This is a genomic window from Nonomuraea sp. NPDC049750, from assembly GCF_040659625.1.
Classification (GTDB): domain Bacteria; phylum Actinomycetota; class Actinomycetes; order Streptosporangiales; family Streptosporangiaceae; genus Nonomuraea.
Window position 1 is genome coordinate 1 of sequence record NZ_JBFANB010000002.1, and the last position, 13783, is coordinate 13783.

14 protein-coding genes and 2 rRNA genes are annotated in these 13783 nt (G+C 68.6%); 9 read left to right on the forward strand and 7 right to left on the reverse strand.

Features of this window, described 5'->3' with window-relative positions:
• The 3 genes from AB0J16_RS05185 to AB0J16_RS05195 all read left to right on the forward strand — a co-directional run.
• Nucleotides 1-91 (forward strand): 23S ribosomal RNA (locus AB0J16_RS05185); the annotation flags it as partial.
• An 86-nt stretch (nt 92-177) separates the two neighbouring features.
• Nucleotides 178-294, forward strand: a 5S ribosomal RNA gene (gene rrf, locus AB0J16_RS05190).
• 209 nt (nt 295-503) lie between these two features.
• Nucleotides 504-698 carry a hypothetical protein gene (locus tag AB0J16_RS05195; RefSeq protein ID WP_358534862.1) on the forward strand — a complete coding sequence of 65 codons (195 nt, stop codon included), beginning with the start codon at nt 504-506 and terminating at the stop codon, nt 696-698.
• Between the two features lie 393 nt (nt 699-1091).
• Here the strand turns inward: AB0J16_RS05195 and AB0J16_RS05200 are convergent, their stop codons facing one another.
• Both AB0J16_RS05200 and AB0J16_RS05205 read right to left on the reverse strand, forming a co-directional pair.
• Nucleotides 1092-1457: a DUF2809 domain-containing protein gene (locus tag AB0J16_RS05200; protein ID WP_358534864.1), complete on the reverse strand. Its 366-nt coding sequence runs from the start codon at nt 1455-1457 to the stop codon at nt 1092-1094.
• A gap of 474 nt (nt 1458-1931) precedes the next feature.
• Nucleotides 1932-2333 carry a RidA family protein gene (locus AB0J16_RS05205; protein ID WP_358534866.1) on the reverse strand — a complete coding sequence of 134 codons (402 nt, stop codon included), beginning with the start codon at nt 2331-2333 and terminating at the stop codon, nt 1932-1934.
• Between the two features lie 72 nt (nt 2334-2405).
• On the opposite strand from AB0J16_RS05205, the gene AB0J16_RS05210 reads away from it, so the two are divergent.
• The 3 genes from AB0J16_RS05210 to AB0J16_RS05220 are packed head-to-tail and all read left to right on the forward strand — an operon-like array spanning nt 2406 to nt 4218.
• The gene (locus AB0J16_RS05210; RefSeq protein WP_358534868.1) at nt 2406-3311 is read left to right on the forward strand and encodes a LysR family transcriptional regulator; all 906 of its coding nucleotides are present in this window, start codon (nt 2406-2408) and stop codon (nt 3309-3311) included.
• A 48-nt stretch (nt 3312-3359) separates the two neighbouring features.
• Nucleotides 3360-3686 carry a metalloregulator ArsR/SmtB family transcription factor gene (locus tag AB0J16_RS05215; RefSeq protein WP_358534870.1) on the forward strand — a complete coding sequence of 109 codons (327 nt, stop codon included), beginning with the start codon at nt 3360-3362 and terminating at the stop codon, nt 3684-3686.
• A 19-nt stretch (nt 3687-3705) separates the two neighbouring features.
• The gene (locus AB0J16_RS05220; RefSeq protein ID WP_358534872.1) at nt 3706-4218 is read left to right on the forward strand and encodes an SRPBCC family protein; all 513 of its coding nucleotides are present in this window, start codon (nt 3706-3708) and stop codon (nt 4216-4218) included.
• A gap of 4 nt (nt 4219-4222) precedes the next feature.
• Here the strand turns inward: AB0J16_RS05220 and AB0J16_RS05225 are convergent, their stop codons facing one another.
• Nucleotides 4223-4651, reverse strand: coding sequence for a MerR family transcriptional regulator (locus AB0J16_RS05225; protein ID WP_358534874.1), 429 nt, complete (start codon nt 4649-4651; stop codon nt 4223-4225).
• Between the two features lie 55 nt (nt 4652-4706).
• Between AB0J16_RS05225 and AB0J16_RS05230 the strand changes: the two genes are divergently transcribed.
• Nucleotides 4707-5762 (forward strand): aldo/keto reductase, encoded by a 1056-nt coding sequence (locus AB0J16_RS05230; RefSeq protein ID WP_358534876.1) that lies wholly within the window; start codon nt 4707-4709, stop codon nt 5760-5762.
• Nucleotides 5763-6359: 597 nt separating this feature from the next.
• Here AB0J16_RS05230 and AB0J16_RS05235 read toward each other — a convergent pair.
• Entirely contained in the window at nt 6360-7838 is a 1479-nt protein-coding gene (locus AB0J16_RS05235) for a phosphodiester glycosidase family protein (RefSeq protein ID WP_358534878.1), read from the reverse strand.
• A 198-nt stretch (nt 7839-8036) separates the two neighbouring features.
• Between AB0J16_RS05235 and AB0J16_RS05240 the strand changes: the two genes are divergently transcribed.
• Both AB0J16_RS05240 and trpS read left to right on the forward strand, forming a co-directional pair.
• Nucleotides 8037-8180 (forward strand): hypothetical protein, encoded by a 144-nt coding sequence (locus tag AB0J16_RS05240; RefSeq protein WP_358534880.1) that lies wholly within the window; start codon nt 8037-8039, stop codon nt 8178-8180.
• 225 nt (nt 8181-8405) lie between these two features.
• Nucleotides 8406-9368 carry a tryptophan--tRNA ligase gene (trpS, locus tag AB0J16_RS05245; protein ID WP_358534882.1) on the forward strand — a complete coding sequence of 321 codons (963 nt, stop codon included), beginning with the start codon at nt 8406-8408 and terminating at the stop codon, nt 9366-9368.
• A 51-nt stretch (nt 9369-9419) separates the two neighbouring features.
• Here trpS and AB0J16_RS05250 read toward each other — a convergent pair whose 3' ends face one another.
• The 3 genes from AB0J16_RS05250 to AB0J16_RS05260 form a co-directional block, all read right to left on the reverse strand.
• Nucleotides 9420-10460 carry a methyltransferase gene (locus AB0J16_RS05250; protein WP_358534884.1) on the reverse strand — a complete coding sequence of 347 codons (1041 nt, stop codon included), beginning with the start codon at nt 10458-10460 and terminating at the stop codon, nt 9420-9422.
• A gap of 22 nt (nt 10461-10482) precedes the next feature.
• A complete protein-coding gene (locus AB0J16_RS05255; RefSeq protein ID WP_358534886.1) occupies nt 10483-12099 on the reverse strand; it encodes a PucR family transcriptional regulator ligand-binding domain-containing protein in 1617 nt (538 codons plus the stop codon).
• Between the two features lie 61 nt (nt 12100-12160).
• Entirely contained in the window at nt 12161-13780 is a 1620-nt protein-coding gene (locus AB0J16_RS05260) for an AMP-binding protein (RefSeq protein ID WP_358534888.1), read from the reverse strand.
• Nucleotides 13781-13783 lie beyond the last annotated feature (3 nt).

Here is a 13783-nt window from a genome sequence, read left to right on the forward strand (position 1 = left end):
CTCCCGGTAGACGACCGGGTTGATAGGCCGGAGGTGGAAGCACGGTAACGTGTGGAGCTGACCGGTACTAATAGGCCGAGGACTTGACCACAAAGCATCTTGCTCGCGTCCACTATGTAATTCTGAAACAACAAACACGCCCTGGTTGGTTGGTTGTGTTTGACAGTTTCATAGGGTTACGGCGGTTATGGCGGGAAGGAAACACCCGGTTACATTCCGAACCCGGAAGTTAAGCTTCCCAGCGCCGATGGTACTGCACTCGGGAGGGTGTGGGAGAGTAGGTCACCGCCGGACAATCGTTGAACACGGGGAAGGGCTCCACGCACACGCGTGGGGCCCTTTTTCGCGTTACGGGCCCCTGCGCGTGGCGCGTGGGGCTCTTCTCTGCGTTGTGGGGCCTTCCGCGTTGCGCGCGTGGGCCCTTCTTCTGCGTTCCGGGTCGTTCGCGGAGGTCGGGCGCGGGCCCTTCTTCTGCGTTGACGCGGTGTACTGGGAACGGCAGCGTGACCGCCAAGTCCAACAGCGGCTACGCGGGTGGCAGCTTCGGCTACCAGGCCGGCAAGTTCGATTGTTCCGACCCCGGCAAGCCGGCCAATGCCTACGCCTATGCGTACGACACGATGTCTATGCCTGCGCCTGACGCCTACGACACGATGCCGGGGCGCTACTCGGCTCGCGTCCTCATCCAGATTGAGTAGGCCGTGTTGTGAGCTGCGTCGTGCTGTGAATGTACGACTGACAGGGCCGACCTGGCGCATCCGGGTCGGCCCCACTGTGTGGACGGCTGCATTCGCGGTTGCGTGCGGGGCTGGCCCGCCACGCTTGCGGCGGTGGGTTGTCACACTCCGACGTCTGTCTCGGTCAGCTGTCCCCGCCTATTCCTTCTCCCCTTGTGTGGCCGCCGCTTGTGTGGTCCCGGGGCGCCGTGCTCGGGCGCTCGGACGCGGCTTCGCGGGCGCAGGGAAGCAGCGGAAGGGAGGCGGCGCCGGGGATAGTGATCAGGACGGGGATCCGCGCGTACATTCCTGCTGGAACCGGTTTCCTGCTGGAACCGGTTTGGTGGAGCGTGCCGGTGGGGTGGCGTCCGAGAGTCAGCCGGTCTGATCATCGGGTCGGACCGATCGGCGTTCCCAGGCCAGGGCCGCAACCACACCGATGGCATAGGCGACCAGGTCCCATGGGTCGGGGAACGCGCCGACCAGGACACCGCCGATGCCCGGCGGGGTAATGCCGACTATTTGGTAGAACTCGACGGCGGCGGCGATCGCGGCCGTGGCCAGGGTGCGGCGTGCGGCGGTGGTGCGCCACAGCAGCCCCAAGAACGCGTAGACCAGCATGGTGGCGCCGACGTCGCTCACGTAACCGCGAATGAACGGTTGTCCCGGGCCCCGGTAGAAGAGGGTGAACGCGCCGACGGCGAGGGCGATGCCACCCAGAAGGACCATGGCGCGGCGCATGAGATTGACATCTTCCCCGAATCTCAACGATCAGGACGAACTGATCATAGAGCTCGTCCTTATGGTGGCATGCTGATTGCGTCAGGTCAGCGACCGCGCTGGAGTGCCATGGCTGATCCAGCCAGGCCTCGCACCGCTCGATCTCATCGCCGATGCCCTCATCCCACATCCATGCGCAGCGATCACCCCGTTCCTCGGCTCTCTGCTCCATCAGAGACCACGCCCGCCGGGTCCGCAGTGCGAACACCTCGATGAGCCGGGAACGGTCGACGTCTGACATCCGTAGGCGTCGGCCAGGATCCGGCAGCGGCGCGGCACGTCCATCACCATCCTGACCTGTCCGCCCACCCAGACGCCGCATGACCGCCCGCCTGGATCATGCTGTGCGCCCACCTGGAGAAGTTCCTGACCGTGCACACGGACCGACGCGACCGCATCGCCCATGTGGGTGCCCCTGCGCGGAGCAATGCGCGTTCACACCGCAAGCGTTCCGTGGAGTCGTGCGTACACCTCGATCTCGAAGCGCATACGGGGATCGGAGAGGCCGCACACGAGCATCGTCGCCGCCGGTCGGATCTCGCCGAAGTAGCGGCGGAGGGTTGGCCAACACGGCTCGAAGTCCTCCCGGTCGGGCAGCAGGTAGCGGACCCGGACGACGTCGGCGAACGTACAGCCTGCTTCCATCAACGCGGTCCCGACGTTGCGCAGGCACTGCTCGGCCTGTTCGACCACGTCGTCGGAGATCGTCATGGTCGCGTAGTCGAACCCGGTGGTCCCAGAGACGTGGACCCAGTCGCCGTCCACTACGGCTCGGGCATATCCGATCTGTTCCTCGAAGGTGGAGCCGCTGAAGATCGCGCGTCGTGCTTCTGTCATACGCCGAACCGTAGGCGAACTGCCGTGATACGTCTAAGACTTCTCAGCGAATGATGTGATATCTCTGCGCGTATGGAACGTCCTCAGCTCGCGCTGCATCAGCTCTACGCGTTCGCCGTTCTGGCCGAGGAACTGCACTTCGGGCGGGCCGCCGTACGGCTGGGTGTCGCGCAGCCGCCCTTGAGTCAGCAGATCAGGCGGCTGGAGGAGAGGGTGGGGCATCCGCTGTTCGAGCGAAGGGCCGGCGGGGTCGTTCTGACGTCGGCGGGGCACGAACTGCTGCCTGCCGCTCGGCGTGCGCTCGGCGAGATCGCGGACGGCCTGGAGGCGGCGCGGCGCGTCGGTGGGGGAGAGGCCGGGCGCATTCGGGTCGGGTTCGCGGCGTCGCTGGCATTGACGATTCTGCCGGGGATTCTGCGGGCCTATCGGGATCGCTATCCCGCGGTCGAGATGGAGATCAGGGAGATGACGACGGCGCCGCAGGTGGCCGCGCTCCTGGAGCGTTCGATCGACGTCGGGCTCCTGCGGGAGCCGCCTGACGATCCGGGGCTGGCCGCTGAGGTTGTGCTTTCGGAGGAGTTCGTGGTGGTTCTGCCGGTTGGTCATGTTCTTGCCAGTCGGCGGGTGGTTCCTGTCGCGGCGCTGGCGGAGGAGCCGTTCGTGCTGCTGAACCGGGACGCGGGGCCGACGGTTCACGATCGGATCGTGGGTCTGTGCCGGTCGGTGGGGTTCGAGCCGCGCATCGGTCAGTACGCGGTGGAGTGGGCGACGGTCTCCGCGCTGGTCGAGGCGGGGCTCGGGGTGTCTCTTGCCCCGGCGAGCGTGCGGCGGATCAGGCTCAAGGGGGTGGCCTATCGCCGGATCGAGCCGGACAGCGCGCGCACCACGGTGGCCATGTGCTGGCGGCGGGATGATGCGAATCCGCTGGTTGCTCGGTTTCTGGACGTGGGTAGGGAGAGCCTCCCCGGCCCGCGTTAGATTTACATGCCTTGATGCGTACATACGCCATGAGGTATATTTGCTGGTATGAGCGATGTGATCTGGGCGGCTCTCGTGGATCCCCATCGGCGAGCGGTGCTCGATCTGCTGCGTGAGCGTGATCGGTCGGTCACGGAGCTGGTCGACGAGCTCGGTGTCACCCAGCCGACCGCCTCCAAGCATCTCCGGGTGCTCCGGGCGGCGGGGCTGGTCCGGGTGCGCAAGGACGCGCAGCGTCGCATCTACGCGATCGATCTGGAGCCGATCGCCGAGCTCGATCAGTGGCTGGCCCCGTACCGGCGGCTCTGGAACGACCGGCTCGACACCCTCGGGCGTCACCTCGATGAGATGGGCACAGGCGACCGACATAGGTAAGCAGACATAGGCAAGAGTCATGATGGACCGCGGAACATACGTCGAGATCGACGGCCGGCCGGCCGTGCGCTTCCAGCGCACGTACCCCCACCCGATCGAGCGGGTGTGGCAAGCGGTGACCGAGCCGGGCGAGCTGATTCACTGGTTCCCGCAGAACGTGACGATGGACGCGCGGGAAGGCGGGAAGATCGAGTTCTCCGGCGACCCGCATATGGACAGCATCACCGGCACCATCCTGGTCTGGGATCCGCCGCGGTGCTTCGCCTTCACGTGGGGCGGTGACGAGCTGCGGCTGGAGCTGGCGCCCGATGGTGCTGGTGGGTGTACGTTCACGCTGGTCAACGTGATCCAGGCGCAGGACGCGGCGGCGCGCAACGCGGCAGGATGGGCGGTGTGCCTGGCCGAGCTGGACAAGGTCGTGGCCGGGCAACCGGCCGACGGGCCGCACGGCAAGAGCGCCGAGTCATGGCGTGAGCACTACGACGCCTATGTCGCGGACGGCCTGCCGTCGGGTGCCGAGATTCCTCAATAGTGCCCTAGCCTGGCCCTTCGTCCGCCGGGAGGGCTTCCCTGTTGCACGAGTGATCGGCCGCGCCCTCGTCGATGAGGTCCTCGTACACGCCGACCTTGTAGTTGATCAGGTCCATGCACTCGCTGAGGTTCGCCATCTGGGTGACCAGATACTCGCGGTGCCGTCTCAGCAGGGCGAGCCGTTCCGTCTCGTTCCCCGCGCCCTCCCTGACGAGCTCGGTGTAGCGGCGGATCGCCGCCAGGGGCATGTCGGAGGCGCGCAGGACCATGCACAAGGTCAGCCACTCGATGTCCTGCTCGCTGTAGACGCGGTTCCCGCCGGCTCCGCGGCGCACCGGACTGTGCAGGATGCCCTCGCGCTCGTAGAAGCGCAGCGTGTGAACGCTCAACCCGGTCCGCTCCGCGACCTGCCCAATGCTCAAAATATCCGGCATGTCGTCCAGGTTAGGGCTTGATCTAGAGTCGACTCCAGATCCTAGGATGCCGCGCATGACCATGCGTTACCGCACGCTCGGCGGCACCGGCATAGAAGTAAGCGTCCACTGTCTCGGCGCGATGATGTTCGGTGCTGTCGGCAACAAGGACCACGATGACTGTGTCCGCATCATTCACACCGCGCTCGACCGGGGGATCAACTTCATCGACACCGCGGACATGTACTCCGCGGGTGAGTCCGAAGAGATCGTCGGCAAGGCGCTCGAGGGACGCCGCGACGATGTCGTGCTCGCCACCAAGGTGCACTTTCCCATGGGGGAGGGCCGCAACCGGAGCGGCAATTCGCGGCGCTGGATCGTCAAGGAGGTCGAGGAGAGCCTGCGGCGCCTGCGTACCGACTGGATCGACCTCTACCAGGTGCATCGCCCTGACCACACGACCGACATCGAGGAGACGCTCTCCGCGCTGACCGACCTGGTACGCGCGGGGAAGATCCGCGCCTTCGGCTGCTCGACCTTTCCGGCCGACGAGATCGTCGAGGCGTATCACGTCGCCGAGCGCCGGGGGCTCCAGAGGTTCAGGACCGAGCAGCCGCCCTATTCGCTGCTCGCCCGGGGGATCGAAGCCTCGGTGCTGCCGGTCTGCCAGCGGTTTGGGATGGGGGTGCTGACCTGGAGCCCGCTTGCGTCCGGCTTCCTGAGCGGCAGGTACAGGAAGGGGCAGGCCATCGATCTCACCACCGGCCGTGCCTCGCTCACGCCGGCCCGGTTCGACCCCTCGATCCCTGGGAACGTGGCCAAGTTCGACGCGGTGGAGGAGTTGGCCGAGGTCGCGGACGGTCTCGGATGCTCGCTGCCGGAGCTCGCCGTGGCCTTCTGCGCGGCGCATCCTGGGGTCACGTCGGTCATCACTGGGCCGAGGACCATGGAGCAGTTGGAGTCGTTGCTGAAGGGGGCCTCGCTCACGCTCGACGACGCGGTTCTTGACCGGATCGACGAGATTGTGCCGCCGGGGACCAACGTCTACCACCCGGACGGCGCCTGGACCCCGCCGACGCTGTCGGACCCCGCCCGGCGTCGGCGGCCGCTGGTGGAGCGTGCGGCGGGTTGAGGGCCGCAGGACCCTGAAGGGCCGTTGTCTGGTGCGCCGGTGATCTGGGCGGGCGCGGCTGGGCCGTGCTCGCCTGCCTGGCCGTGCTCGCCTGGCTGGTGCGGTGACCGCTGGATCCCCGGGTGGTCCGTCACACGACCGTCTCTAGTCCTGTGAACGTTCGTGGTGGCTGGGGTCCCTTGAAGGAATACCCCCTTCGGGGGGTGGAAGAGACGGTCCGTCATGGTTGGTGCCCCTGAGGAGGGATTCCTCTTCCCGGGGACGGAAGGGGGCGGTCCGTGATGGTTGGGGTCCCTGGGCGGGATATCCCCTTCCAAAGGACGGAAGGAAATGGTCCGTCGTGGTTGGTGTCCCTGAGGAGGGATTCCCCCCTTCCGAGGGGTGGAAGGAAACAGTCCGTCGTGGCCGGGGTCCCCGAGGAGGGATTCCCCCTTCGGGGAAGCGAAAGAAGGCGGTCCGTGGTGGCTGGGGTCATACCCGCTTCGGGGTAGCGGGGGCGCGGTCCGTGGTGGTTGGGGTCCTGGGTGGGCCGTCCCCTTCCGGGGGTGGAAGGGGACGGCCCGTCAGGTCGGGGTCTCTTGTAAGACGGGTGGGTGGTTACTTCGGCAGGACCAGGAGGGCGTCGCCGACGCCGCGCTCCACCCCGTCGGACGGGCGGTTGACCAGCTTGTTGCCCACCACCATCGCGGTGGAGCCGCCGCCGTCCAGGTTGACCGCCTGCTTGGCGCCCAGCCAGCGCATGAACTGGGCCGCCTCGACGAAGTTGGCCCCCACCGACACGCCGGGCTGCCGGCCGTCGATGGTCGCCAGGATCAGGCTGCCGTTGCGGGTGGTGCCCAGCAGTGTGCGCGGGTGGCGGCGGAGGATCATGTTCACGGAGTCGTGGCCGTCGCGCTTGGCGGTGATCTTGACCTGGCCGTTCCTGACCAGGCCGACGTTGCCGCCGATGACGCTCAGGTCGGGGGTCAGCTTGAGGGCCTTGCCAGCCCGTACGTCCACGACTTTGGTGTCGATCTTGACGGTTCCGCCTTCCGCCGCGTGCGCGTTCAGCCATTCGGCGGCGATTCCGGCGGAGCCGTGCAGGACCCGGGACCCGGCCGGTACCTCGGCGCCCGGCGCGCGTAGTGCCACGACCTTGTCGTTGGCGTCGAGCACGGCGTCGGCGCCGTTGTCCGTGGGCGTCTTGGCGCCGTACTCCGCGGTGTAGAGGATCAGCTCGTCCGCCGCCGCGGCGCGGTTGACGCCGTTGACCACCAGCTTCTGGCCGTCCTGCGCGATCGCGGTCACGGTCGACTTGAGCTCGGTGATGCGGGCCGTGCGGCCCTTGAGCACGACGGCGGAGCGGCCCGGTACGGCCTCGCTGAGCAGTCGACCACCGACCACCGAGATGCCGACGGGCTCGCCGCGCAGGTTCTTGGCGGTGTGGATGTTGAAGAAGCCGCCGTTCACGGCCGCGAGCGCCTTGTTGGCCTTGGCCATCGAGGAGACGGTCTCGCGGGCGGCGACGCTGGTGCCGAGCGTGGAGGTGTACGAGCCGCGGAACTTCCTGGCGTCGATCATGACCACCTTGACGTCCCAGGGCCCGGTGGTCTTCATGCCGTCGTCGCCGACGTAGTCGACCCTGACCTTCAGACCGGCGTCCTTGAGCTTCTTGGCCGTCTCGGCGGCCTTGTCCTTCTCCTCAAACTTCCAGAGGCCGACCCGCACCATGTAGACGGTCTGGGCGTCGGCGTCGGCGACCTTCGGCCGGACGACCTTCTGCAGGCTGGCCGTCTCGCCCGTGGCCTCGACCTCGGCGACCTTGGCCTCGGCTGTCTGCTGCATGCCATAGTCGCGGCCGCTCGGCATCAGGACCGTGACGGTGAAGCCGTCGGTCGCCTTGCCCGCCTTCACATTCCAGAGGTCGATGCCCGGCGCCACGCTGGTCATCGTCTTGGCCGGTACGGCCGGCACGCCCAGCGGGAACTTGGCCGAGGGGAACGAGACCGAAACCTGCTCGGCGGCTGCGCTGGGGACAGCCGTCGCCGTGAGGACCGTGGCTAGCGAGAAGCCGACGGCGAGGGTGCGTCGAGACATGAAAACTCCAGAGGGCGGGCAAAGGAACCGACCCATCCTGGCGAGATCATGGTGGCGGAGGCGGGGAAACACGCTAAACGGTCTGAGAGGTTACAAGATTGACATCCCTCGGGGGATTTTCCTGCGCGCACTGTGGGCGCGGCGTTACCGTGCGGTAGGCCGCGACCGAGCGGCGTACCAGTCCGAGAGGCAGCCGTGATGGGGCTGAGCATCCTCCTTGTGATCATCGCGAGCGTGATTCTGGGGTTCATCCTGGGCGCGTTCGTCACCCGTCCGCGCGGATGGGTGATGTATTCCGACGACCGGACCCGCCCCGTCGTGACGCGCGATCCTCACGAGTGACAACGAGCCGGCGCAAGCCGCACAGCTTCTGGGTTCTGTGCGGCTTGCGCCCACCCCTACAACTACAAGTGCGCTGACCCATACAATGGGGCGCATGACACGCATCAGCATGTGGTGGCGGCCGACAGACGGCCGCTGATCTCCGCATGCTCGGGCCGTCCTCAGGACGGGCCCGGTGCGTGGGTTCTTCTTCAGGACGGCATGACCTGAAGAAAGGAACCCACGATGGACCACATCGTGCTCACCGGAGACCGCCCGACAGGGCCGCTCCACCTGGGCCACTACTTCGGCACGCTGGCCAACCGCGTCGCCCTGCAGAACGTCCACCCGATGTACGTGCTGGTCGCCGACTATCAGGTGATCACCGATCGGGATCTTCCCGGCGCGATCCAGCAGAACATCACCAGCTTGGTCCTCGACTACCTCGCCATCGGGCTCGACCCCGCGAAGGTGACGATCTTCCAGCACAGCGCGATCCCAGAGCTGAACCAGCTGCTGCTGCCCTTCCTCAGCCTGGTGTCCGTGGCCGAGTTGAGCCGCAACCCGACCGTCAAGGACGAGATCGCGCACAGTACGCAGCAGGCGGTCAACGGCCTGATGTTCACCTATCCGGTGCATCAGGCGGCCGACATCCTGTTCTGCAAGGGCACGCTGGTGCCGGTCGGCAAGGATCAGCTGCCGCACGTTGAGGTGACACGGTTGGTGGCGCGGCGCTTCAACGAGCGCTACGGGCCCGTCTTCCCGCTGCCGGAGGCCATGATGGGCGCGCGGCCGCTGCTCAAGGGTCTCGACGGCGGCAAGATGAGCAAGAGCCGGGGCAACGCGATAGCCCTGTCCGCCACGGAGGACGAGACGGCCGCGCTGATCCGCGCGGCCCGTACCGACTCCGAGCGGCTCATCACCTTCGACGAGGCGAATCGGCCGGAGGTGGCGAATCTGCTCACCCTGGCCGGTCTCTGCCTCGGCCACGCGCCCGAGTCCATCGCCGAGGAGATCGGGAACGGCGGGGCCGCCACACTGAAACGGCTGGTCACGGAGGCCGTCAACGAGTTCCTCCGCCCGATGAGGAAGCGCCGCCTTGAGTACTCGGCGGCCGATGCCAGGCAGGTGCTGACGGACGGCAATGAGCGCGCCCGTGAGCGGGCGATCGTCACCCTCGGGGAGGTGCGGGCGGCGATGGGCTTCTGACGGGCAAGGGCGACCGGCTTCTGGCGGGCAGGTACGAGCGGCGTTGGGCTTCTAGCGGGTAGGTACGAAGCGCGGGGCTTTGGCGATGGCCAGTTCGGTGGCCGGGGATCTCAGGGGGCGGCGGTGCCGCGGTCTGGTGAAGCCGGCCTCCCTGAGCAGGCGGGCCATTTCCTTGTAGTCACGTATCCGGCCGCCGCCCGCCACCAGGTAGTTGAGGTGGAGCAGATGGAGCAGGGTGCGGCTGGCCCGGCCCGGCATGAGGCTGTCACCGAACTGGTCGCCGATCGCGATCGTGCCGCCGGGGTTGAGCGCCTTTGCCAGCCGCGCCAGCAGGGTGACCACCTCCTGGTCGTCGAGACAGTGCATGACGTTGAACAGCAGGATCACGTCGTACCCGCCGCCCAGGTCCTCGTCGAGGAACGAGCCGGCCCGCAGCGTCAGCCGGGGGTGGGCCGCCGCCGAGGCGAGGGCCTCGGGCAGGTCGATCACGGTGCTCCGCAGTCCCGGGTGCCGCCGCAGCAGCTCTACGCTGTAAAGGGCATGGCCGCCGCCCACGTCCAGCATCCGCGTGGCGCCCGCGGGGACCGGGATGGCGGCCGCGATGGCGGGAGCCTGGCGGCCGGCCACGGCGGCGGTCCACGCCTGGAACGAGCGCGACAGCTCGGGCTCGCTCTCCGTCAGCGCGTACAGCGAGGTGACGGGCGATCCGTCACGTACGGTCCGTTCGAGCTGGGGCCAGATCACGCAGGCGGTGCGCTCCCAGAAGTACAGGCCCTCGGCCAGGCAGGCGGGGGAGTCGGAGGTGAGCCAGACGCGCGCCGTGCGGGTCAGCCGGTAGCGGCCGCGTCTGGCGCGCAGGTAGCCGAGACCGGCCAGCCCGCGCAGCAGCACGTCCGTCGCGTGCGGGTCCAGGCCGAGCGATCGCGCGAGGTCGGCGGCGGTCGCGGGGCCGCCGCGCAGGGCGTCGAAGAGGCCGAGCCGCATCCCCGCGATCAGCGCGTGCAGGCCCATGACGCCGAAGTAGTCGAGCATCGGGGGCAGGATTGACAGGCGGTGCGCCGCCGCTTCCAGGGGATTGCCGAATAAGGGCACATCGCGACGGTAAGCCGAAATGCTATCTGCTGTCCCGGCGGAACGACTCCAGCGCCAGCAGTGCCACGTGCAGGGACAGGCACGACTCGACGTCGTCCAGGTCGGTGTCGAGGATGCGTTCGAGGCGGCGCAGCCGGTCGTAGAAGGCGGGCCTGGACAGGTGGGCCTTCTGGGCGGCCACCGCCTTGTTGCGTCCCGCGTCCAGATAGATGCGCAGGATGCGGGCCAGGTCGCCGCCGCGCTGCGCGTCGTGCGCCAGCAGCGGTCCGAGCTCCCGCTCGGCGAACGTCTGCAGCCTGGCGTCGTCGCGCAGCAGGTGGAGCAGCCCGCGCAGGCGCAGGTCGGGCAGCCGGTAGAAGGCCCGGCCGTCGGGCTGCCGGACGGCGACGTCGGCCACCTGCTCGGCTTCGAGGAAGCTGCGGCGTACGTCCCTGATCGACTCCACCACCGAGCCCGAGGCCAGGACGAACGCGGCGCCGGGCTTCCACAGGACGCGCAGCCGATCGGCGAGCGCCGTCAGCGCGGGCTCGGCGCCCGAGCGCGGGGGCAGGGGGAGCAGGACGCCGACGCGGTCCTGGTCGAGCGCGCCCACGAGGGCGGGCAGCCGGGCGTCGCGGCAGGCGGCGGCGGTGGCCTCGGCCAGCTCGCCGAGCTGCGCCTGCCCGTCGAGCGCCTGCTCGACGGGCTCGGTCGGCCGGATGACGACGCTGACCAGCTTGCGGCCGGTGAGCGGCACGCCCACGGCGCGGGCGCGGGCCGCGGCCTCGTCCGGATCGGCGTAGGCGTGGGTGAGGATGCCGGTGATGATCGTGCCGTGCGCCTGGCGTTCGAGGGACTCCTGGTGGCGTTCGAGCAGGCGGCCCAGGGCGAGCGTGGTGGCGGCGCGCTCGGCGAGCACCAGGTCGCGGGGCGACGGCGGGCTCTCGCAGAGCAGGATCAGCCGGCCCCAGTCTTGCCCGCGCGCGCCGACCGTGGTGACCAGCCAGCCGGAGGCGGCGTCGTAGGCGGTCCGCTCGGCCGGTGCGACCGCGCGCGACCTGCTCTCCCAGCCGGCCAGCAGCGCGCCGGCGTCGCGGCCCGCGGACTCGCAGGCCAGCACCTGGTGGGCGAGGTTCTCCAGCAGGACCGGTCGGGTGGACAGCCGGGCCACCTGGACGAGCACCTCGGCGGGTGAGGCGCCCTCCACGGACAACTCGGTGAAGACCTCGTGCAGCTGCTCGGAGGCGCGCAGCTCCTCCAGCTGGATGTCGATGATCCGCTCGTGCACGGACTCGGTGATCTGCACGAACGGCGTCTCGCGGGTCAGCACGATCAGCGGCAGCCCGTGCTCCTCCGCCGTCTTGACCACCGCGCGGGGGAGCTCGCGGACGAATCGGCGGCCCAGCTCGACGATCAGCCCGGAGGCGCCGACGGCGGACAGCTCACCGATGTAGTCGGCGAGCTTCTCCGGGTCCTCGGGCAGCGCCACTCCCGTGGTGAGCACCAGCTCCCCGCCACGGAGCAGGTGGGCGATGTCGGCGATCTCGCCGACGTGCACCCACCGCACCTTGGTGTCCAGCCGGTCGCCGCCCGCGACCACGCGCGGGTTACCGCGGCGGACGGTGTCCAGGGCTAGGACGTCGGCGATGGTCGGAAGCACGCGCCCGAGCCTAGCCGATCAGCCTGTAAGATCGGATAGGTACCCATTTACAGAGTGCCGGTCACGAGCCCAGCTCGTCCTCCCTGAACTCCTGGGCGGCCTCCCGCTCCCGCAACTCCACTCGCCGGATCTTGCCGGAGATGGTCTTGGGCAACTCACCGAACTCCAGCCTGCGCACGCGCTTGTACGCCGCCAGTTCGCGCCGCGAGTGCTGGAAGATGGAGCGGGCCGTCGCCTCGTCCGCCTCGAATCCGGGCGCCAGCGTCACGTAAGCCTTGGGTACGGCCAGACGCACCGGATCGGGCGCGGGCACCACGGCCGCCTCCGCGACGGCCTCATGCTCCAGGAGTACGCTCTCCAGCTCGAAGGGCGAGATGCGGTAGTCGGAGGCTTTGAAGACGTCGTCGGTCCTGCCGACGTAGGTGATGTAGCCGTCGCCGTCACGGGTCGCGACATCGCCCGTGTGGTAGTAACCGCCCCGCATCGCTTCACTAGATCCACCGACATATCCGGACATGAGGCCGAGGGGGCGGTCAGTCAGCGGCAGGCAGATCTCGCCGTCGTCGCCCACCTCGCCGGTGATCGGGTCGAGCAGCACGACGTCGTAGCCGGGCAGCGGCCGGCCCATCGACCCCGGCTTGACCGGCTCGCCGGGCACGTTGCCCACCTGGGCGGTGGTCTCGGTCTGGCCGTAGCCGTCCCTGATCGTCAGCCCCCACGCCTTGGCGACCTGGTCGATGATCTCCGGGTTGAGCGGCTCGCCCGCCGCGACGGCCGTACGCAGGGGCAGCCGCCAGGAAGCCAGGTCCTCCTGGATGAGCATCCGCCACACGGTCGGCGGCGCGCAGAACGTGGTGACCCGCTCGTCGCGCAGCACCTCCAGCAGGGCGACGGCGGAGAAACGCTGGTAGTCGTGGATCAGCACGGTGGCGCCCGCGTTCCACGGCGCGAACACGTTGCTCCACGCGTGCTTGGCCCAGCCGGGCGAGGACACATTGAGGTGCACGTCGCCGGGCTGGAGCCCGATCCAGAACATGGTCGACAGGTGGCCCGCCGGATAGGAGGCGTGCGTGTGCTCGACCAGCTTGGGCTGCGAGGTCGTGCCCGAGGTGAAGTAGAGCAGCAGCGTGTCGCCGGCCCGGGTCGGCCCGTCAGGGGAGAAGTCCGCGGCCGCTTCGCGGGTCTCGGCGTAGGGCAGCCAGCCGTAGGCGTCGCCGACCGCGATCCTGGTGTAGCCGCCGTCGCCGAACTTGCCCGCGTCGGAGGCGTTCGCGATCACGTGGGAGATGCCGCCGCGTTCGACGCGCTCGACGATGTCCTTGGCGGTCAGCAGGGTCGTGGCCGGGATGATCACCGCGCCCAGCTTCATGGCCGCCAGCAGCGACTCCCACAGCTCGGCCTGGTTGCCCAGCATGAGCAGGATCCGGTCGCCCCGTTGTACGCCCTGCTCGCGCAGCCAGTTGGCCACCTGATTGGAGCGGGCGGACAGCTCGGCGAAAGTGTAGGTGACCTTGCCGACGATCTTCAGCGCGACCGCGTCGGGGGTCTCGGCGGCCAGGACACCGTCGAACCAGTCGAGCGCCCAGTTGAAGTCCGTCAGCTCCGGCCAGCGGAACTCGCGGCGAGCCGTCGGATAGTCGGCTTCGAGGAGGAGGTCACGTGCGGCACGGAAATCGCTCATGTT